This window comes from Nocardia sp. NPDC046763, assembly GCF_040645495.1.
Lineage (GTDB): Bacteria > Actinomycetota > Actinomycetes > Mycobacteriales > Mycobacteriaceae > Nocardia.
Genome location: NZ_JBEYYI010000044.1, coordinates 24,566 through 44,258 on the forward strand (window position 1 = coordinate 24,566; position 19,693 = coordinate 44,258).

Here is a 19,693-nt window from a genome sequence, read left to right on the forward strand (position 1 = left end):
CAACTGAATAGAACAGTGGCTGGATTCGTTACCCCGTCCAGCCGAAGGGGCGTAGCTCAACTGGCAGAGCAGCGGTCTCCAAAACCGCAGGTTGCAGGTTCAAGTCCTGTCGCCCCTGCCCTGGATGCCGACGTAGAGAGGATCGACGTGAGCGACGAGCGGGACACTCGCCACGAAGATGGCGATGACACCGCCGCGGTGGCTCGGCCGAGCGGCAAGCGGTCCGCCCGGCGCACGCGCGCCGCGTCGTCGAGCGCCGTCGCGACGATCGACCGACCGTCGGACTCGACCAAGGCAACCACCAAGCAGTCCGGCAAGGACAAGAAGGCCGGGCGAGGCGGTACGGGCAATCCGTTCAAGCGCCTGGTGAAGTTCCTCAAGGAAGTCATCGCGGAACTTCGCAAGGTCATCTGGCCCAACCGCAAGCAGATGGTCACCTATACGAGCGTTGTCCTGGTGTTCGTGATTTTTATCGTCGCGTACATCAGCGGGTTGGATCTGGCGTTCATCAAGGGTGTCAACTGGCTCTTCGGCTAGGCGGCACGATGACCGCATCTGACCGTCGCGGCCGGTGAGCGGCCCCCCGGGCAGAGGCGGGGAGCGGGACCATCCGCCGGGCGTATTGTCCCGGCGCGCAGAGGATTACGTGACGACTAAGGAAGCGAGTGCCCCAGTGAGCACCCCGGAGAACGGCACAACCGAGGAATTCCCGGTGGATGACGTGGTGATCGAAGAGACCACCGCGGACGTCGAGGACGCTGAGGGCTTCGCCGACGAGGCCGAGACTTTTGCCGCCGACGCGGAGGCTGGCGAGTTCGCCGCCGATGCCGAGGAGGACGAGCCCGCCCGCCCCGCCGCCGAGCTCTCCGACGAGCCCGCCGATCCGGTCGCCGAGATGACGGCCGCGCTCCGGCGCGCGCCCGGTGACTGGTACGTCGTCCACTCCTACGCCGGCTACGAGAACAAGGTGAAGACCAATCTCGAGACCCGCGTGCAGAACCTTGGTCTCGAGGACTACATCTTCCAGGTCGAGGTGCCGACCGAAGAGGTCACCGAGATCAAGAACGGCCAGAAGAAGAACGTCAACCGCAAGGTGTTGCCGGGCTACATCCTGGTCCGCATGGAGCTGAACGACGAGTCCTGGGGCGCGGTGCGCAACACCCCCGGTGTCACCGGTTTCGTCGGCGCCACCTCGCGGCCCTCGCCGCTCACCATTCCCGAAGTGGTGAAGTTCCTGGTCCCGGCCGCGCAGCAGAAGAAGGCCGCCCCGGCCGCCGCCGCTGCCGCCGCCGCGGCCCCCGGCGAGGCCCCGATCGTGAAGCCGGTCATCGAGGTCGACTTCGAGGTCGGCGAGTCGGTGACCGTCATGGACGGCCCGTTCGCGACCCTCCCGGCCAGCATCTCCGAGGTCAATGCCGAGCAGCAGAAGCTCAAGGTGCTGGTCTCGATCTTCGGCCGCGAGACTCCGGTCGAACTGGGTTTCACGCAGGTCGCCAAGATTTAAGTGCGTCAGGGCGGTGGCCCGGCCCTCTTCCGGGCCGGTGTCACCGCCTTTTTCGCGTTCGCATAGACTTGACGGGTTGTGCCGCGGGCGTCCGCGCCCGGGCGCACGGTCCGGAGAAGGCTTACGGGAATCCGTAAGGAACCTAACCCAAGGAAGAAAGATGCCCCCGAAGAAGAAGAAGGTCGCTGGGCTCATCAAGCTCCAGATCCAGGCCGGCCAGGCCAACCCGGCTCCGCCGGTCGGTCCGGCGCTGGGTCAGCACGGCGTCAACATCATGGAGTTCTGCAAGGCGTACAACGCGGCGACCGAGTCGCAGCGTGGCAACGTCATCCCGGTCGAGATCACGGTCTACGAAGACCGCTCGTTCGACTTCAAGCTGAAGACGCCGCCCGCCGCGCGTCTGCTGCTGAAGGCCGCCGGTGTGCAGAAGGGCTCCGCCGAGCCGCACCGCACCAAGGTCGCGCAGATCACCATGGACCAGGTCCGTGAGATCGCCAAGACCAAGCAGGAAGACCTGAACGCCAACGACATCGACGCCGCGGCGAAGATCATCGCTGGTACCGCCCGTTCGATGGGTATCACCATCACGGAGTAGGGCTCTCCGCGGCGAGCGTGTCAGGCCCGGAGGCAGCAGTCTGCGTAATCCTGTAGGGCCCGCGATCGCCGCAGTTGGATCAGAGCTCTTGTGGAAGGGACCGCCTGTCCCGCACCACTTCTGACTTAGACAAGGACAGAGAATCATGGCAAAACGAAGCAAGGCTTATCTCGAGGCGGCCGCCAAGGTCGACCGCGCCGCGCTCTACGCTCCGCTGGCCGCCGCGCGCCTGGCGAAGGAGACTGCGACCACCAAGACCGACGCGACCGTCGAGGTCGCGGTCCGTCTGGGCGTCGACCCCCGCAAGGCCGACCAAATGGTCCGTGGCACCGTCAACCTGCCGCACGGCACCGGTAAGACCGCCCGCGTCATCGTGTTCGCGGTCGGCGACAAGGCCGCCGAGGCCGAGGCCGCCGGTGCGGACGCCGTGGGCGCCGAGGACCTGATCGAGCGCATCCAGGGCGGCTGGCTGGAGTTCGACGCCGCGATCGCCACCCCGGACCAGATGGCCAAGGTCGGTCGTATCGCTCGCGTGCTGGGCCCGCGTGGCCTGATGCCGAACCCGAAGACCGGCACCGTCACCCCCGATGTGACCAAGGCTGTCAACGAGATCAAGGGCGGCAAGATCAACTTCCGCGTCGACAAGCAGGCCAACCTGCACTTCGTGATCGGCAAGGCTTCCTTCGACGAGAAGAAGCTGGCCGAGAACTACGGCGCCGCGCTCGACGAGATCCTGCGTGTCAAGCCCTCCACTGCGAAGGGCCGCTACGTCAAGAAGGTGACGTTCTCGACCAACACCGGACCGGGCATCCCGGTGGATCCGAACCGCACCCGCAACTTCGCCGAGGAAGACTGATTCCTCGACGCGGTAACGCGTAGCAACGCTTGAAGCCCGAAGGGCCGGTACGAATCTCGTACCGGCCCTTCGCTTTGTTCGTCAGAGGTCACTGGGGTTGCAGAGGGCGCGGCCGGGATTCAGCCGAGCTTGCCGCTGCCGCTGGCGAGATTATCGAGAGCCACGCAGACCGGGCGGGGGTCGGGCTGGGAACCGGCGTAGATGCCGCAGACGAGAAGGTAGACAACACCCACCGGGAGGGCGAGGATCTGGCCGGAGCCGGACGCGGAGCCCGAGTCGGCGACGGGCTGCGGGGCGGGAGCGGGGGCTGCGATCGCGGGGGCGACGGCCACGCTCGCGAGAGCTGCGGAAAGTGCCACTGTGGCAAGCGTTTTGGTGAGAATTCGGCTCATGGTGTTACTTCCTGTATTGCAATCGGAGGTTGGAGTTGCCGACGGCCGGGTTGGAGACGGCCGGGTGAGGCAGTGAGGGTTACGCGTTCCGGCCCAGGTTGTTCACAGGTCGCCGAGGTGGCAGATCGAACTACCGGTGGATATGGCGCAGAGCAATCCGTACAGCGGGTTGATGACTGCGGCCGAGCCCGATTGGAGTGCCGAGGATCCGGTCTGGATCAGTGACGAACCGGATCCGGTTCCGGGCGTCGGGGTGTCGGCGGTGGCGGGGGCGGCGGCCATGCCTGCGATGGCGGTGGAAAGTGCCACTGCGGCAAGGGCTTTGGCGAGTATTCGGCTCATGGCGACTCCTCTGGGGTGAGTTCGCCGTACTCTAACGGGGGGATTGTTCTTTCTGAAATACCCCAGTTTCGCAGTCTTGTAGCGGAGCTTCGGAGCATCGCTTCCCGGGGTCGTGCCCCCGTTTTGGCAGATAGATGCACGTCCGCTATATTGGACGACGGTCATCGACGTGCTCCTCGGAGCATGCAGTCGGTGATCACCCCCAAATCGTTCTACCGAAGACCGTTGGTTGCCGCCGTCAGGCGGCTGAAGGTCCGGCGATATTGCCGGCGGCCCACGCAGGGAGAGCCGAGGTCGGGAAACCCGCGAGAAATCGCGACTGTTTCTTGTGCGCCCCGGGACCACCTTGCGTCCGGGGCGTTTGCTTTGTCGCCGGCCCCTGTGGCGGAACTCGGTAGTTCATACGAGAACCGACCATCCAGAGAGGAGGCGAAGTATGGCAAAGGCTGAGAAGGTCACCGCGGTTGCGGAGATCACTGAGCAGTTCAAGTCGTCCACCGCGACTGTCGTCACGGAATACCGTGGCCTGTCCGTCGGCAAGATCACTGAGCTGCGTCGTGCCCTCGGCGCGAACGCTACCTACTCCGTCGCCAAGAACACCCTGGTCAAGCGCGCTGCCGCCGAGGCGGGCGTGGAAGGCCTGGATGACTTGTTCGTCGGTCCGACCGCTATCACCTTCATTACGGGTGAGCCGGTCGACGCCGCGAAGGCGCTGAAGGCGTTCGCCAAGGACAACAAGGCGCTCATCATCAAGGGCGGCTACATGGACGGCGCTGCGCTGTCCGTGTCCGAGGTCGAGCGCATTGCCGACCTGGAGTCGCGCGAGGTGCTGCTGGCCAAGCTGGCCGGCGCGATGAAGGGCAACCTGTCGAAGGCTGCCGGGCTGTTCGCCGCCCCGGCCTCGCAGATCGCCCGCCTGGCCGCGGCCCTGGAGGAGAAGAAGCGCGCCGAGGGTGGCGCCGCCGAAGCTCCGGCCGCAGACGCCGAATAAGTCACTACCCCAAACCTCTTCGTCGCCGTTCGCGCGGTGACGGAACTACCGAAAGGAAATATCAATGGCCAACGTTGATGAGCTGCTCGAGACCTTCGCCGGCATGACCCTGCTGGAGCTGTCCGAGTTCGTGAAGGCGTTCGAGGACAAGTTCGAGGTCACCGCTGCCGCTCCGGTCGCCGTCGCCGTCGCCGGTGGCGCCGCTGCTCCGGCCGAGGCCGCCGAGGAGCAGGACGAGTTCGACGTCATCCTCGAGGGTGCCGGCGACAAGAAGATCCAGGTCATCAAGGTCGTGCGCGAGATCGTTTCGGGCCTGGGCCTGAAGGAAGCCAAGGACCTGGTCGAGGGTGCCCCGAAGCCGATCCTGGAGAAGGTCGCCAAGGATGCCGCCGAGGCCGCCAAGGCGAAGCTGGAAGAGGCCGGCGCCAAGGTTTCCGTCAAGTAAGACGGGCTTGTGGCGGGGCACAGCCTCGTAACGCCTCGATTGTGAAAAGGGTGGTTCCCATTGTGGGACCGCCCTTTTCGCGTATTGTGCCGTCGTGATTGGCGCATAATCGGTAATTCGATTCGAATTTTCCTACCGACCAGTCAGGTCCCGGTGTCCGAGACGGTGTATATGCGATACAGTGACCGCACCTACTGTGATGCGCCACACCGCGCGAATTTTGTGGCCCGTAGTCACACGTAGTGCGCTCGTCGGAGAAAGTGGAGGTTGGCGTGGGCGTCGAGGTCAGAACCGAAGGCATCACGAAGTCGTTCGGTTCGCAGCGTATTTGGCAGGACGTCACGCTGACGCTGCCGCCGGGGGAAGTCAGCGCTCTGCTCGGCCCGTCGGGTACCGGTAAGTCGGTCTTCCTGAAGTCGTTGATCGGTCTGCTGCGCCCGGAGAAGGGCTCGATCTACATCGACGGCACCGACATCACCACCTGCTCGAACAAGGAGCTCTACGAGATCCGCAAGCTGTTCGGCGTCCTGTTCCAGGACGGCGCGCTGTTCGGGTCGATGAACCTGTTCGACAACACGGCCTTCCCGTTGCGTGAGCACACCAAGAAGAGCGAATCCGAGATCAAGAAGATCGTCATGGAGAAGCTCGAGCTGACCGGTCTGCTCGGCGCCGAGGGCAAGCTGCCCGGTGAGATCTCCGGTGGTATGCGCAAGCGTGCCGGCCTGGCTCGCGCGCTGGTGCTGGACCCGCAGATCATCCTCGTCGACGAGCCGGACTCCGGTCTGGATCCGGTTCGCACCACCTATCTTTCGCAGTTGTTGATCGATATCAACGCGCAGATCGACGCGACGATCCTGATCGTCACGCACAACATCAACCTGGCTCGTACGGTGCCGGACAACATCGGCATGCTGTTCCGCCGCAACCTGGTCATGTTCGGCCCGCGTGAGGTGCTGTTGACCTCGGAGGAGCCGGTGGTCAAGCAGTTCCTCAACGGTCGTATGCAGGGCCCGATCGGTATGTCCGAGGAGAAGGACGAAGCCCAGATGGCCCGCGAGCAGGCCATGTTCGACTCGGGTCACCACGCCGGTGGCGCCGAGGAGATCGAGGGCATCATCCCGCAGATGCGGGCCACCCCGGGCATGCCCGTGCGCGGGGCGGTCCACCGCCGTCGTGAGCGGGTCCGCCAGATCATGCATACGCTGCCGCCGGCCGCCCAGGAAGCCATTCGCGAGTCGATGTCGCAGAACGGCGATGATGAGGCCGACACGACGGTGATGCCCGCGTATCAGGGTGGCTATGACGCCACGGTTCGACAGAACCTGACTAACGGGTAACATACGCGGCGTGAATCCCACCCTGACGCGACTGCGCACCCCGGTCGAGTCGGGACTTGCCCAGGCCGGCAACATTTTCGCACTGTTTCTGGACGTGTTCCGGAAGACATTCCGCCGGCCCTTCCAGTGGCGGGAGTTCATCGAACAGTCGTGGTTCATCGCGAGTGTCTCGATCCTCCCTGCCGCTCTGGTGGCAATCCCGTTCGGTGCCGTGGTGGCCCTGCAGACCGGCTCGCTCATCAAGCAGCTGGGGGCGGAGAACTTCACCGGCGCGACCAGTGTTCTGGCCACCGTGCAGCAAGCTGCACCGGTCGTCACCGCGCTGATCATCGCCGGCGCCGCCGGCTCGGCCGTGGCCGCCGATCTCGGCTCGCGCACCATTCGCGAGGAGATCGACGCCATGGAGGTCCTCGGCATCGATCCCATTCAGCGCCTTGTGGTTCCGCGCGTGCTGGGCATGATGCTGGTGGCCTTCCTGCTCAACGGCATGGTCTCGGTCGTCGGCATCTGCGGCGGCTACTTCTTCAACGTCGGGCTGCAGGGCGGCACCCCGGGCGCGTACCTCGCGTCCTTCTCCGCCCTCGCGCAGATCCCCGACCTGGTCATCGGCGAGATCAAGGCCCTGATCTTCGGTGTCGTGGCCGGCGTGATCGCCGCCTACAAGGGCCTGCATCCGAAGGGGGGACCGAAAGGAGTGGGTGACGCGGTGAACCAGTCTGTGGTGATCACGTTCCTCGTTCTGTTCTTCCTGAATCTGATCCTCACCCTGATCTACCTTCAGGTCGTCCCCGCAAAGGGCGCGTGACCCATGGTTGTTTCGCAGCGCTCCACCGTTTTCTCCCGGTCGGCGCGCCGGGTCAGACCCGTGCTCATGGCGCCGGTCGACCTGGTCGACAAGGCCGGCGATCAGATGTCGTTCTACTCGCGGGCGATCGGCGCGATCCCGAAGACGATCGTGCACTTCCGCAAGGAGGTCATGCGGCTGCTGGCCGAGGTGACCTTCGGGTCGGGCGCCCTCGCGGTCATCGGCGGCACCATCGGCGTCATCGTGTTCATGTCGGCCTCGGTCGGTGTGGTCGTCGGCCTGCAGGGCTTCAAGGCCCTCGACGCCCTGGGCTCCGGTGTCCTCACCGGCTTCCTGACCGGGTACATCAATACCCGCGAGCTCGCACCACTGGTCGCGGCACTGGCACTTTCGGCGACGGTCGGCTGTGGTTTCACCGCGCAGCTGGGCGCGATGCGGATCTCCGAGGAGATCGACGCGCTCGAGGTGATGGCGGTGCCCTCGGTGCCCTTCCTGGTGACCACGCGCGCCATCGCCGGCTTCCTCGCCGTGATTCCGCTGTACGTGGTCGGCCTGCTGGGCACCTACCTGGCCTCGCGGATGATCAGCATCTACTTCAACGGGCAGTCCAGTGGTTCCTATGACCACTACTTCAGTCTGTTCCTGCCACCGGAGGACGTGCTCTATTCCTTCGTGAAGGTGCTCGTCTTCGCGTTCGTGATCATCCTGGTGCACTGCTACTACGGCTACAACGCCAGCGGCGGTCCCGCGGGCGTGGGCGTGGCCGTGGGCCGCGCGGTGCGCGCCGCCATCGTGCTGATCAACGTGCTCGATTTCTTCCTGTCCCTGGCGATCTGGGGCACGACCACGACGGTGCGGGTGGCCGGATGAGCGGTCAGGGGCCGGAGGCGGCAGCCTGCGTAACCACGCAGGCCCCCCGCTCATCCGGAATGGAGGCAGCATGAGCAACCCGCAGCGCGCGCAGGTCTGGCGTTCCACCGAGAAACTGCGCAGCCGTACCCTCGGCGTGCTCTTCTTCGTACTGGTGGCGCTGTTCCTGTGGACCACCATCGCCATCTACAACAAGCAGTTCGTGGACACCGTCCGGGTCAATCTGATCACCGACACCGTCGGAAACGCGCTGACCCGTAACGCGGATGTGAAGGTCCGCGGCGTGACCGTCGGCGAGCTGCGGTCGAGCTCCTACGACGGCAAGAACGTCACGCTGGATCTGGCCATAGACCCGGGCAAGGCCGACAAGATCCCGTCCAATGTGAAAGCCCGCCTGCTGCCCAAGACGCTGTTCGGTGAGCGCTACATCGATCTGGTGTGGCCGCAGAGCCCGCAGGGCCATCTCACCGCGGGCGTGACCCTGCAGCAGGACACCAGCGGCAACGCCGTCGAGGTGAGCCAGCTGCTGGACCACATCCTGCCGCTGCTGCAGGCGATTCCGCCGCAGTACCTGTCCTCCACGCTGGGCGCACTGTCCAATGCGCTGCAGGGGCAGGGCGAGGAGCTGGGCAGGACCATCGACCGGCTCGACGACATCGTCACCCAGGTCAACGGCGAAATGCCGACGCTGCAACAGGATCTGAAGAGCCTGGCCGACGTGGCGACCACCTACGCCGATGCCGCGCCGCAGTTGGTGTCCGCGCTGGACAACCTGCGCACCACCAATGCCACCATCGTGCAGAAGCGTTCGCAGGTCGACACCCTGCTGGCGACGCTGACCCCGAGCGCCTCGACCACCGCCGACTTCCTGGTGGCCAACCGCGACAACATTATCGACGTGGCGGCGGACTCGCGGCCCGCGCTGGAGGCGCTGGCCAAGTACTCGCCCAGCTACAGTTGCGCGCTGGCCGGTTTCGCGGAGCTGAAGCCGCGCATCGACCAGATCTTCGGTAAGGGCACCAACCTGCCGGGCTCGCGCGTGACCGTGCAGATCGTGAATCCACGCGGCCGCTACGTGCCCAACCAGGACGAGCCGCGTTGGTTCGACCCGCGTGGGCCGCTGTGCGTTCCGATGTACCCGCCGGGCACCGACCCGGGCCAGTACACCGACGGTTCCGCCAATGACGGTTCCTACCAGCCGCCGAGCCGTAATCCGGGTGACCAGAACATCGGCCGCATGCCGGAGCCGCAGAACAAGGTGTACGGCCCGCAGGCGCCGACCACCGCCTACTCGCCGCAGGAGGCTCAGGCCCTGGGTGCGATCTACGGTGCGGCACACGGAGTTTCGCCCGAACAGGTGCCCACCTGGGTGACCAAGATCGCCGCCCCGGCCTTCCGCGGCAGTGAGGTGAGCGTCAAGTGAAGGATCTGTTGCGCGGCCTCGGGCCGACGCTGACCAAACTGATCGCCTTCATTCTCGTCACGGTCTTCCTGACGGGCGTGCTGGCACTGACCATCGCCAATTACGGTGGCGGCGGTACCAAGTTCAATGCCCGGTTCACCGATGTGACCTCCCTGAACAAGGGCGACGAGGTCCGGGTGGCCGGCGTCCGGGTGGGCAAGGTGACCAATGTGTCCATCGTGGACAAGCGCCTGGCCAATGTGGAATTCGAACTGACCGACCGGGATTGGCTGCCCGCCTCCACCACCGCGACCATCAAGTACCGGAACCTGGTGGGCCAGCGCTATATCGCGCTGGAGCAGGGCACCGGGCAACAGGGCCGCAAGATGAACAAGGGCTCGACCATCCCGCTGGAGCGCACCAAGCCGGCGGTCAATCTGACCGAGCTGTTCAACGGCTTCCGGCCGCTGTTCCAGACGCTGACCCCCGAGGACGTCAACAAGCTGTCGTCCGAGATCATCCAGGTCTTCCAGGGCGAATCCGGCACCATCGCGGACCTGGTGGCCAATACCGCCTCGCTCACCAACAAGGTGGCCGACAAGGACGCGGTGATCGGTGAGCTGATCAAGAACCTGAATGCGGTGCTGGACAGCATCAATTCGCGCGGCGACCAGCTCGACCAGCTGATCGTCAACACCGAGGCGCTGGTCACCGGGCTGAACGCCGATCGCGGCACCATCGGCTCGGCGGTCACCTCGCTCGGCAACCTGGCCTCGGCCACCGCCGACCTGCTGGTCCCGGTGCGGCCGAACCTGCAGGGTGCCATCGCCGGTCTGAACCAGCTCACCGGCACTCTCAACGACCGCAAGGACGAGGTCGACGAGGGGCTGACCAACCTGCCCATCAAGATGGAGAAGCTCGGTCGAGCGGCGTCCTACGGTTCCTGGTTCCAGTTCTATCTGTGCGGCATCGACATCGTCGCCGGACCGGGCACCAAGGACGCGCCGCAGCTGAACTTCCCGCCCGCACTGCAGAATATGCCGACTGTGAACCAGCCGATCTACACGAATCCGGCCCCGCGCTGCCATGGGAAGGGAGGCCGCTGATGGACGACCGCGCTGTATTGGGCAAGCGCAGTCCGGCGTTCATGGGTGGGCTGGGCCTGATCCTGGTGCTGCTGGTGACCCTGTCCGCGTTCAACCTGGACAAACTGCCGATCATCGGGGCAGGCATCAAGTACACCGCCGAGTTCTCCGAGGCCGCGGGCCTGAAGAAGGGCAACGAGGTGCGCATCGCCGGCGTCAAGGTCGGCGCGGTGTCCGATGTCCGCCTCGACGGCGACAAGGTGTTGGTGGACTTCCGCACCCAGGACGCCTGGGTCGGTGACGAGACCACCGCCTCGATCCAGATCAAGACCCTGCTCGGGCAGAAGTACCTGGCGCTGGATCCCAAGGGCACCAAGGTCCTCAACCCCTCGGACCGGATCCCGCTCTCGCGCACCGTGTCTCCCTACGACGTGGTGGACGCGTTCAGCGACGCCGCCAAGAACATCGAGCAGACCGACACCGCGCAGCTGGCGAAGAGCTTCACCGTGCTGTCGGACGCCTTCTCGGCCACCCCGCCGGAACTGCGCAGCTCGATCGACGGCGTCGCCCGGCTCTCGGAGACCCTGGCCAAGCGTGACGATCAGCTCAAGAAGCTGTTCGAGGCCACCAAGACCACCACCAAGGTGCTGGCCGACCGCAATCAGGAGTTCGAGCGGCTCATCTCCAACGGCGGCGAGCTGCTGGCCGAGTTGAACGTGCGTCAGCAGGCCATCCACCAGCTGCTCACCGGCGCGAAAACCGTTGCGGCGGAACTGACCGCGCTGGTCAAGGACAACGAGGCCCAGATCGGCCCGGCGCTGACCAACCTCAACAAGACCATCGACCTGCTCAACGACCACCAGGCCGACCTGTCCAAGACCCTCACGCTGGCCGCGCCCTTCTACGGGCTCTACTCCAACGTGCTGGGCAACGGCCGCTGGTTCGACTCGGTCATCACGAACCTGATTCCGCCCGCGCTGCCGGACATCCCGGGTGACCGCCAGCCGATCCGAAAGATGGGAGGTTAACTCGTGGCGAGTAATCCGCTGACCTTCCTGCGTGGCACCAGCACCAAGAGCAAGATCATCGCCGGAGTGACCGTCCTGGCGGTGGTGCTCGCTGGCGTCGCATGGTGGAGCTTCGATCGGCTCAACACCACCACCATCACCGCGTACTTCGACAAGTCCATCGGCATCTACAAGGGTTCCGACGTGCGCGTCCTGGGCGTGCCGGTGGGCCGGGTGGATTCGGTGGACCCGCAGGGCGACGTGGTCAAGGTCGTCATGAAGGTCGACCGCGGCTACGACATCCCCGCCGACGCCAAGGCCGCCCAGATCACCCCCTCGGTGGTGTCGGACCGGTACATCCAGCTCGCGCCCGCCTACAAGGGCGGACCGAAGATGGCCCGCAACGCCACCATTCCGAAGGACCGCACCGCTACCCCGGTCGAGGTTGACCGGCTATACAACAGCATCACCGAACTGTCGAAGGCACTCGGCCCGGAGGGCGCGAACAAGCCCGACGGCGCCACCGGCGAAGGCGCGCTGAACCAGCTGGTGCGCACCGGCGCGGCGAACCTCGCCGGCAACGGCGACGCGCTGGGCAACAGCTTCACCCAGCTGTCCAAGGCCGCGCACGTGCTCTCCGATTCGCGCACCGACATTTTCGATACGGTCAAGAACCTGCAGACCTTCGTGCAGACCCTGGCCGACAACGACGCCCAGGTGCGGACCTTCAACACCCAGCTGGCCTCGCTGGCCGGGTTCCTGTCCGACGAGCGCCAGACCCTCGGCCAGGCGCTGAACCTGCTGTCGGTCGCGCTCGGCGACGTGGCCCGGTTCATCGACAACAACCGGGACCTGGTGCAGTCCAACGCCGATGCGCTGACCAAGCTCACCCAGACCCTCGCCGACCAGCGCGACGACCTGGCCAAGGCGCTGCCGCTCATCCCGACCGCGCTGAGCAACCTGGTCAACGTGCACAACGGTGAGTCCGGCACGCTCGACATGCGCCCCAACTTCACCGACCTGCAGGATCCCTTCGGCGTCATCTGCAAGATGCTGGACCTGGGCAAGCTGCGTCCCGGCGACCCCAAGTTCGACGCCATCTCGCGTCAGCTGCAGCCGATCCTGAACAACTGCAAGGTGATCACCGATCAGCTCACCGCGGGCGTGAAGACACCCTCGCTGGTGCTGCCCTTCGGCATCCTCAGCGGCGAGAACGAACAACACAACACGGTCCCCGGTACCGTCCCCGGCAATCCGTCCGACCAGCTGCCGCCGTCGCAGCAGGAAGGTGGGCAGCGATGAGCGCCAACCGGATTCGCGGCGGCCGGGTCCGGCGCACCGCCCTCCTGGCCACCTCGCTGGGCGCGGTGACGCTGATGGCGGCCGGCTGCGGTGCGGACAGCATTCCGCTGCCCGGCGGCCCGGATATCGGCAAACACCCGCTGCACCTCGACATCCGCTTCTCCGACGTGCTGGATCTGGTCTCGCAGTCGTCGGTGAAGGTGGACGGTGTCGCCGTGGGCCGGGTCGACAAGATCCGCATCGCCCCCGACAACGCCTGGGAAGCCAGCGTGCAGGTGCTCGTCAACGACAGCGTGAACCTGCCCGCCAATGCCCACGCAGAGGTCAAGCAGACCAACCTGCTGGGTGAGAAGTACATCGAACTGTCCGCTCCCCCGCAGGGCGCCGATTCCGCGCGGTTGAAGGACGGCGCCAGGATCCCGGTCGAGAACACCCGCACCGCCACCGAGGTGGAGCAGGTGCTGGGCGCGCTGTCGCTGCTGCTCAACGGCGGCGGCGTGGCGCAGCTGCAGCCGATCGTGGTGGAACTCAACAAGACTCTGGGCGGCCGCGAGGGCAAGGTCCGGGACCTGCTGAGCCAGGCCAACACCCTGATCAAGGGCCTCGACGACCAGGTCGACAACATCACCCGCGCACTGGACAGCCTCGACACGCTGACCAGCCGGGTGGGACAGCAGACCACCCAGATCTCCAAGATCCTCGACGAGCTACCGGGCGGCATCAAGATCCTCAACGAGCAACGGCCGCAGCTGATTCAGCTGCTGGGCCAGCTGGATCGGGTGGGGCAGGCCGGATTCGACGTGCTCAACAAGTCCAAGGACAACCTGATCACCGACCTGTCCTCGCTGCGGCCCACGCTGCAGGCGCTGGGTTCGTCGGCGGGTGACCTGGTGACCGCGTTCCCGCTCATCCCGACCTACCCGTTCCCGGACGAGGCCATCAAGTCCGCGTTCGGCGGTCAGGTCAACACTTGGCTCTCGGTGGACCTGCAGATCGGGACCCTGCTGTCGAATCTCGGTGTGGGCAAACAGGATCCGCAGTACGTGCCGCCCGAGGGCCGCCAGGTCAACGTGGATCCGACCAACCCGTACTACAACGGCAACGGGCCGCGCGGCGGCTGGCCGACCGTCTCGCTGCTGCCGCTGCCGCCCACCGTGGCGCGGCCGATCGGGCAGCCGGGACCGACCGATCCGCTGGGATCGATTCTCGAGCAGCTGGGAGTGGGTGGTCCGCGATGACTCGTCTGGTGCGTAATCAGCTGATCGCCTTCGCGGTCATCGCGGTGCTCGGCGTCGTGTTCGTCGGCGCCAAGTACGTGCGGCTGGACAATATGCTCGGCTTCGGGCTGTACAAGGTGAAGGTGGAGGCCGCCGAAACCGGCAACCTGTCCAAAGGTGCGGAGGTCACCTACCGCGGCGTTCCGGTGGGCCGGGTCGGCGACCTCGACGTCACCTCCGACGGCGTGCTCATCACCCTGGAGATGAACTCCGGCAAGCCCAAGGTCCCCGCCAACGCCAAGGCGGTGGTCGCCGACCGCTCCGCCATCGGTGAGCAGTACGTGGACCTGCAGCCCACCAGCGACGGCGGGCCGTACCTGAAGGACGGCTCGGTCATCGTCGGCGCGCAGCTGCCCGTCCACGTCGAGGAGCTGCTCTCCAGCGTGGACCACTTCGCCAGCACCACCGACCTGAAGGCGCTGTCCACCACCATCACCGAGCTGGGCAAGGCCTTCGACGGCAAGGGTGACGACCTCAAGATCCTGGTCGACTCGCTCAACAAGTTCACCGCCACCGCCAGTGGCGACAACCTGCAGCAGACCCTGGCGCTGATCCGCTCCGCCCGCACCGTGCTGGGCACCCAGGCCGAGCAGTCCCCGGCGATCCTGCAGTTCAGCGACGGCCTCGACAAGCTCACGGCGCAGCTGAAGTCCAACGACCCGGACATCCGCCGGCTGATCGGCACCGGCACCGACGCGGGTTCGGCGATCCAGCATCTGCTCACGGAGAGCGGCCCGGCCCTCACCAAGGACCTCACCAACCTGCGCACCCTGCTGCTGGCCGTCTCGCCGAAGTTCTACGCCCTCGGTCCGGTGCTGCAGATGCTGCCGCTGCTGCCGCTGGGTGGCTCGTCCACCGCGCCCGGTGACGGCACCACCCACTTCGGCCTGGTGCTGGAGACCAACAACCCGCCCGCCTGCACCCTGGGATACGAAGGCACGCAACGGATTCTGGACCAGATGAAGGCCCAGAACCCCAACTTCGACGACACCCGCGACGACTTCCCGTTCAACACGCAGGCCCGGTGCGCCGCGCCGCAAGGCAGCGAGACCGGCGTCCGCGGCGCCGATCGCGCGGAACTGGCCGACCCCAGCGTCGGGCAGCCCTGGGACGACAAGCCGAAGTACGACCCGGACAAGCTCAACCTGAACCCGGTGGCCACCCAGCTGGCCACGCTCATGGGCGTCACGCCCAAGCACTGACCGATCTGCCCGGCCACGGTCCGGCAGCGAGATGGCACACAGTCCCAGCCAGGGCGCGAAGAGAGGAAAGTATGGTGGCGGCGTGAGTCAGCACAAGGACAGCGAATCGGGGGCGAACCTCGAGAAGCCGGCAACCCCGCCGGTTCCCGAAACAACCCCGGACGCGTCCTTGGCGGACGTCGCGCCGGAGCGGGCCGAATCCGAGACGGAGACGGCCGAATCCACCGCCGAGCCGGCCATCGTGCCGGACGAGCCCGCCGAGCCGGCCATAGTGCCGGACGAGCCCGCTGAGCAGGTCGCCGAGCTGCCGCCGACGCCGGGCGTCGCGGGCTCTGACCGGCGGAAACTCGTCACCGTCGGCGCGGCCGCGCTGCTGGTGGTGTCCGTGATAGCCGCCGCCGTGGTCGGATTCATCTGGTTCGGCGACGCCAAGGACAGCTCCCGGGCCGATGCCCGCGACGCCGTTCTGACCGACGCCCGCCAGGCCGCCGTCAACCTCATGTCCATCAACCCGGACGACATCGACGGATCGCTGGCGAATATCCGGTCATCCATGACCGGCGACCTGCTCAAGCAGCAGGAGGACGGGCAGGACCAGCTCAAGCAGACCGCCCAGGACTCCAAGACCCGCATCCAGGCCGCCGTCGAGGGCATCACGGTCACCGCGCTCAACAGTGAGCTCGACCACGCCTCGGCCTTCGCGGTCCTGAAGATCACCCGCAGCTGGCCCGGTGGCCAGCCCGCGTCCTTCCGCCAGCTGTGGACCCTCGACCTGGTCAAGGTCGGCAGCACCTGGAAGGCCGAGAAGGCGCAGAACCTCGGCGAGCCGGTGCCCCTGGGCTCGGCCGCGCCGCAGCAGGACGCGCCCCAGCAGCCGACTTCGACCCAGCCCACCCCCAAGCCGGGCAACTAGGAGGGAGTGACCATGGCCAACCGGAAACGACCCGTCAACCGCGTCACCCCGCGCCGCCCGGCCGCCCAGCGCGGCACCGCGTCGCGCACAACCGCCGCCGACGTCCAGCCCGGGAGCACCGAGCGGAAGACCACGAGCGCCCGGTCCACCTCCGAGCGTTCGGATCGGACCGCATCGCGCACCACCCCGCCGCGCGGTCCGGGTCTGTCCAAAGACAGTGCCCCGCAACAGTATTCCAGGCCGACCCGTCAGGGCGGGTTTTGGCGTAACTGGGGTGTCGCCACGGTGTGCGCAGCGCTCTCCGCGCTGCTGCTGGCCTTCGCGATCACCGGCGCCGTGAATCACTGGGTGAGCAAGCCCGACTCGGACTCGGGCAATCTGGCCTACGTCGACAACAAGGCCACCGACGAGGTGAAGGCCGCCGGCGACCACGCGCTGACCACGCTCTACGGCTACAAGGCCGCCGAGATCGACAAGTGGAAGGCCTCGGTCAACTCGGTGCTCACCGACAAGATGCAGAAGGACTTCGCCAAGTACGTCGACACCACGGTCGAGACCATCAAGCAGACCCAGACCGACACCGACGTCAAAACCGATCCGATCGGCGTGACCCTTCTCACCGGCGACCGCGCCGAGCTCCTGGTCAATCTGAACATCTCCGCGGTCAAGGACGGCAAGCCCGAACCCCTCGCCTCGGGTCCGATCGTGCTGCGCATGCAGAAGGTCGGCGGTCACTGGCTGGCCGCCGAGATCACCGACAAGTAAGCACCTCCCCGCCGCCGCCTGCCGGTGTCTTTCCGGCATCGCACGACGTCGGAAGGTGATCTTGTAGGGGGACAGGCGATCTCGCGATTTGTCAACTCGGGCCGCCACTTGACGAGTTTCGTCCGACCCGTCACGCTATTCACAACAGCGGCGGCTGTCACAGGGGACAGAACGCCGGCGAGGGTCTTGCGAACGCAGCCAGCGGACTTGCGGCCCGGCCGGAAAACCGTGTGGAGACCGTCACTCGGCTGTGGTGATATCGGCGTTCTGATCGCCGGGATATCGACACGGACACACCGGGGCGAAGTTGCCGCCCACGGATCGCCACGGGTGGTACTTTGACACCCCCGTAGGTTTGGGTGTAGTTTTGGACGTTGCGCTGGCTGCCTCCTGTCCATACCTCGATCGCATCACGAAAGTTCCACCTTCCGGTGTTACTTCCGCTGTTTGCTGTTCGGGTTTCGTTCGGGTCGTAACCAGCGGAATTCGTAGCAGACAAGCGACGGTCGCGGACCACCACGCGACGCGCGTGAGGTGCTGGAAGGACGCATCTTGGCAGTCTCCACCCAGACCAAGGCCGGTATCCCCGGAGCCCCGAAGCGGGTGTCTTTCGCGAAGATTCGTGAGCCCCTGGAGGTTCCCGGACTTCTCGATCTACAAACCGAATCGTTCGCCTGGCTGGTCGGTTCAGCAGACTGGCGTGAGCGTGCCACCGCGCGCGGCGACGTCACCGATCCCGTCGGGGGCCTCGAAGAGGTGCTCGAGGAGCTGTCTCCGATCGAGGACTTCTCCGGCTCCATGTCGCTGTCCTTCTCCGACCCACGCTTCGAAGAGGTCAAGGCCTCCATCGAGGAGTGCAAGGACAAGGACATGACCTACGCGGCGCCGCTCTTCGTGACCGCGGAGTTCATCAACAACAACACCGGTGAGATCAAGTCTCAGACGGTCTTCATGGGTGACTTCCCGATGATGACCGACAAGGGCACGTTCATCATCAACGGCACCGAGCGCGTCGTCGTGTCGCAGCTGGTCCGTTCCCCGGGTGTGTACTTCGACGAGTCGATCGACAAGTCCACCGAGAAGACGCTGCACTCCGTGCGTGTCATCCCGTCGCGCGGCGCGTGGCTGGAGTTCGACGTGGACAAGCGCGACACCGTCGGTGTCCGCATCGACCGCAAGCGTCGTCAGCCCGTCACCGTGCTGCTCAAGGCACTGGGGATGACCACCGAGGAGATCACCGAGCGCTTCGGCTTCTCCGAGATCATGATGTCCACCCTCGAGAAGGACTCCACCCCGGGTCAGGACGAGGCGCTGCTCGACATCTACCGCAAGCTGCGTCCGGGCGAGCCGCCGACCAAGGAGTCTGCGCAGACCCTGCTGGAGAACCTGTTCTTCAAGGAGAAGCGCTACGACCTGGCTCGCGTCGGTCGCTACAAGATCAACAAGAAGCTCGGCCTGAACCTGGACAAGCCGGTCACCGGTTCGACGCTGACGAAGGAAGACATCGTCGCGACGATCGAGTACCTGGTGCGTCTGCACCAGGGCGATCGCCTGATGACCGCCCCCGGCGGCTCCGAGGTCCCGGTCGACGTCGACGACATCGACCACTTCGGCAACCGTCGTCTGCGGACGGTTGGCGAGCTGATCCAGAACCAGATCCGCGTCGGTCTGTCCCGCATGGAGCGCGTCGTGCGTGAGCGCATGACCACCCAGGACGTCGAGGCGATCACCCCGCAGACCCTGATCAACATCCGCCCGGTCGTGGCGGCGATCAAGGAGTTCTTCGGCACCTCGCAGCTGTCGCAGTTCATGGACCAGAACAACCCGCTGTCGGGTCTGACCCACAAGCGTCGTCTGTCGGCGCTGGGCCCGGGTGGTCTGTCCCGTGAGCGCGCCGGCCTGGAAGTTCGTGACGTCCACCCGTCGCACTACGGCCGCATGTGCCCGATCGAGACCCCGGAAGGCCCGAACATCGGCCTGATCGGCTCGCTCTCGGTGTACGCGCGGGTCAACCCGTTCGGTTTCATCGAGACGCCGTATCGCAAGGTCGTGAACGGCCGCGTCACCGATGAGGTCAAGTACCTGACCGCCGACGAGGAGGACCGCCAGGTTCGTGCGCAGGCCAACTCTCCGGTCGACGCCGACGGCAACTTCCTCGAGGACAAGGTGCTCGCGCGCCGCGGCAACGAGGAGATGGAGTACGTCGCGCCGACCGAGGTGACCTTCATGGACGTCTCGCCGCGCCAGATGGTGTCGGTCGCGACCGCCATGATCCCGTTCCTCGAGCACGACGACGCCAACCGTGCCCTCATGGGCGCGAACATGCAGCGTCAGGCCGTGCCGCTGATCCGTTCCGAGTCGCCGCTGGTGGGCACCGGCATGGAGCTGCGCGCCGCCGTCGACGCCGGCGACGTGGTCGTGAACCAGAAGGCCGGTGTGGTGGAGGAGGTTTCGGCCGACTTCATCACCGTCATGCACGACGATGGCACCCGCCGTTCGTACCGTCTTCGTAAGTTCGAGCGTTCGAACCAGGGCACCTGCGCCAACCAGCGTCCGATCGTGGACGAGGGGATGCGGGTGGAGGCCGGGCATGTGCTCGCCGA

The 19,693-nt window shown here is 66.0% G+C and carries 20 protein-coding genes and 1 tRNA gene; 19 read left to right on the top strand and 2 right to left on the bottom strand.

Annotated elements, in window-relative coordinates; translation table 11 throughout:
• Positions 1 to 45: 45 nt before the first annotated feature.
• The 5 genes from ABZ909_RS40830 to rplA all read left to right on the top strand — a co-directional run bounded on the left by ABZ909_RS40830 (position 46) and on the right by rplA (position 2,955).
• Positions 46 to 118: transfer RNA gene (locus ABZ909_RS40830), tRNA-Trp, on the top strand.
• A 29-nt stretch (positions 119 to 147) separates the two neighbouring features.
• Positions 148 to 537 (top strand): preprotein translocase subunit SecE, encoded by a 390-nt coding sequence (gene secE / locus ABZ909_RS40835; RefSeq protein ID WP_357011287.1) that lies wholly within the window; start codon positions 148 to 150, stop codon positions 535 to 537.
• Positions 538 to 673: 136 nt separating this feature from the next.
• On the top strand, positions 674 to 1,504 hold the full coding sequence (nusG, locus tag ABZ909_RS40840) for a transcription termination/antitermination protein NusG (protein ID WP_357011289.1): 831 nt from the start codon (positions 674 to 676) through the stop codon (positions 1,502 to 1,504).
• Positions 1,505 to 1,664: 160 nt separating this feature from the next.
• Positions 1,665 to 2,099: a 50S ribosomal protein L11 gene (gene rplK, locus ABZ909_RS40845; RefSeq protein ID WP_357011291.1), complete on the top strand. Its 435-nt coding sequence runs from the start codon at positions 1,665 to 1,667 to the stop codon at positions 2,097 to 2,099.
• 145 nt (positions 2,100 to 2,244) lie between these two features.
• A complete protein-coding gene (rplA, locus tag ABZ909_RS40850; protein WP_357011293.1) occupies positions 2,245 to 2,955 on the top strand; it encodes a 50S ribosomal protein L1 in 711 nt (236 codons plus the stop codon).
• Positions 2,956 to 3,074: 119 nt separating this feature from the next.
• On the opposite strand, the gene ABZ909_RS40855 is transcribed toward rplA, so the two are convergent.
• A complete protein-coding gene (locus ABZ909_RS40855; protein ID WP_357011295.1) occupies positions 3,075 to 3,314 on the bottom strand; it encodes a hypothetical protein in 240 nt (79 codons plus the stop codon).
• A 135-nt stretch (positions 3,315 to 3,449) separates the two neighbouring features.
• Complete coding sequence (locus ABZ909_RS40860; RefSeq protein WP_357011297.1) at positions 3,450 to 3,689, bottom strand: hypothetical protein; 240 nt, start codon at positions 3,687 to 3,689, stop codon at positions 3,450 to 3,452.
• A 436-nt stretch (positions 3,690 to 4,125) separates the two neighbouring features.
• On the opposite strand from ABZ909_RS40860, the gene rplJ reads away from it, so the two are divergent.
• From rplJ to ABZ909_RS40930, 14 genes are all read left to right on the top strand, one after another.
• Positions 4,126 to 4,680, top strand: coding sequence for a 50S ribosomal protein L10 (rplJ, locus tag ABZ909_RS40865; RefSeq protein ID WP_354850760.1), 555 nt, complete (start codon positions 4,126 to 4,128; stop codon positions 4,678 to 4,680).
• A 64-nt stretch (positions 4,681 to 4,744) separates the two neighbouring features.
• On the top strand, positions 4,745 to 5,125 hold the full coding sequence (gene rplL / locus ABZ909_RS40870) for a 50S ribosomal protein L7/L12 (RefSeq protein ID WP_040862028.1): 381 nt from the start codon (positions 4,745 to 4,747) through the stop codon (positions 5,123 to 5,125).
• A 272-nt stretch (positions 5,126 to 5,397) separates the two neighbouring features.
• The gene (locus ABZ909_RS40875) at positions 5,398 to 6,462 is read left to right on the top strand and encodes an ATP-binding cassette domain-containing protein (RefSeq protein WP_357011299.1); all 1,065 of its coding nucleotides are present in this window, start codon (positions 5,398 to 5,400) and stop codon (positions 6,460 to 6,462) included.
• 10 nt (positions 6,463 to 6,472) lie between these two features.
• Positions 6,473 to 7,267 carry an ABC transporter permease gene (locus ABZ909_RS40880; protein WP_357011301.1) on the top strand — a complete coding sequence of 265 codons (795 nt, stop codon included), beginning with the start codon at positions 6,473 to 6,475 and terminating at the stop codon, positions 7,265 to 7,267.
• Between the two features lie 66 nt (positions 7,268 to 7,333).
• Positions 7,334 to 8,137 carry an ABC transporter permease gene (locus tag ABZ909_RS40885; RefSeq protein WP_354850825.1) on the top strand — a complete coding sequence of 268 codons (804 nt, stop codon included), beginning with the start codon at positions 7,334 to 7,336 and terminating at the stop codon, positions 8,135 to 8,137.
• A 70-nt stretch (positions 8,138 to 8,207) separates the two neighbouring features.
• Complete coding sequence (locus ABZ909_RS40890; protein WP_357011303.1) at positions 8,208 to 9,560, top strand: MCE family protein; 1,353 nt, start codon at positions 8,208 to 8,210, stop codon at positions 9,558 to 9,560.
• 8 nt (positions 9,561 to 9,568) lie between these two features.
• Complete coding sequence (locus ABZ909_RS40895; protein WP_354850823.1) at positions 9,569 to 10,645, top strand: MlaD family protein; 1,077 nt, start codon at positions 9,569 to 9,571, stop codon at positions 10,643 to 10,645.
• Positions 10,645 to 11,652: an MCE family protein gene (locus tag ABZ909_RS40900; protein ID WP_357011305.1), complete on the top strand. Its 1,008-nt coding sequence runs from the start codon at positions 10,645 to 10,647 to the stop codon at positions 11,650 to 11,652. The genes ABZ909_RS40895 and ABZ909_RS40900 overlap by 1 nt, the downstream gene beginning before the upstream one ends.
• Before the next feature lie 3 nt (positions 11,653 to 11,655).
• On the top strand, positions 11,656 to 12,933 hold the full coding sequence (locus tag ABZ909_RS40905; protein WP_357011307.1) for an MCE family protein: 1,278 nt from the start codon (positions 11,656 to 11,658) through the stop codon (positions 12,931 to 12,933).
• A complete protein-coding gene (locus tag ABZ909_RS40910) occupies positions 12,930 to 14,171 on the top strand; it encodes an MCE family protein (RefSeq protein WP_357011309.1) in 1,242 nt (413 codons plus the stop codon). The genes ABZ909_RS40905 and ABZ909_RS40910 overlap by 4 nt, the downstream gene beginning before the upstream one ends.
• Positions 14,168 to 15,412: an MlaD family protein gene (locus ABZ909_RS40915; RefSeq protein ID WP_357011311.1), complete on the top strand. Its 1,245-nt coding sequence runs from the start codon at positions 14,168 to 14,170 to the stop codon at positions 15,410 to 15,412. The genes ABZ909_RS40910 and ABZ909_RS40915 overlap by 4 nt, the downstream gene beginning before the upstream one ends.
• Positions 15,413 to 15,494: 82 nt before the next feature.
• Complete coding sequence (locus ABZ909_RS40920; protein WP_357011312.1) at positions 15,495 to 16,325, top strand: hypothetical protein; 831 nt, start codon at positions 15,495 to 15,497, stop codon at positions 16,323 to 16,325.
• Positions 16,326 to 16,337: 12 nt separating this feature from the next.
• Positions 16,338 to 17,090, top strand: a complete 753-nt coding sequence (locus tag ABZ909_RS40925) for a hypothetical protein (protein ID WP_357011314.1) — start codon at positions 16,338 to 16,340, stop codon at positions 17,088 to 17,090.
• A gap of 534 nt (positions 17,091 to 17,624) precedes the next feature.
• On the top strand, positions 17,625 to 19,693 hold a 2,069-nt coding region (locus tag ABZ909_RS40930; protein WP_357011316.1), incomplete at its 3' end, for a DNA-directed RNA polymerase subunit beta.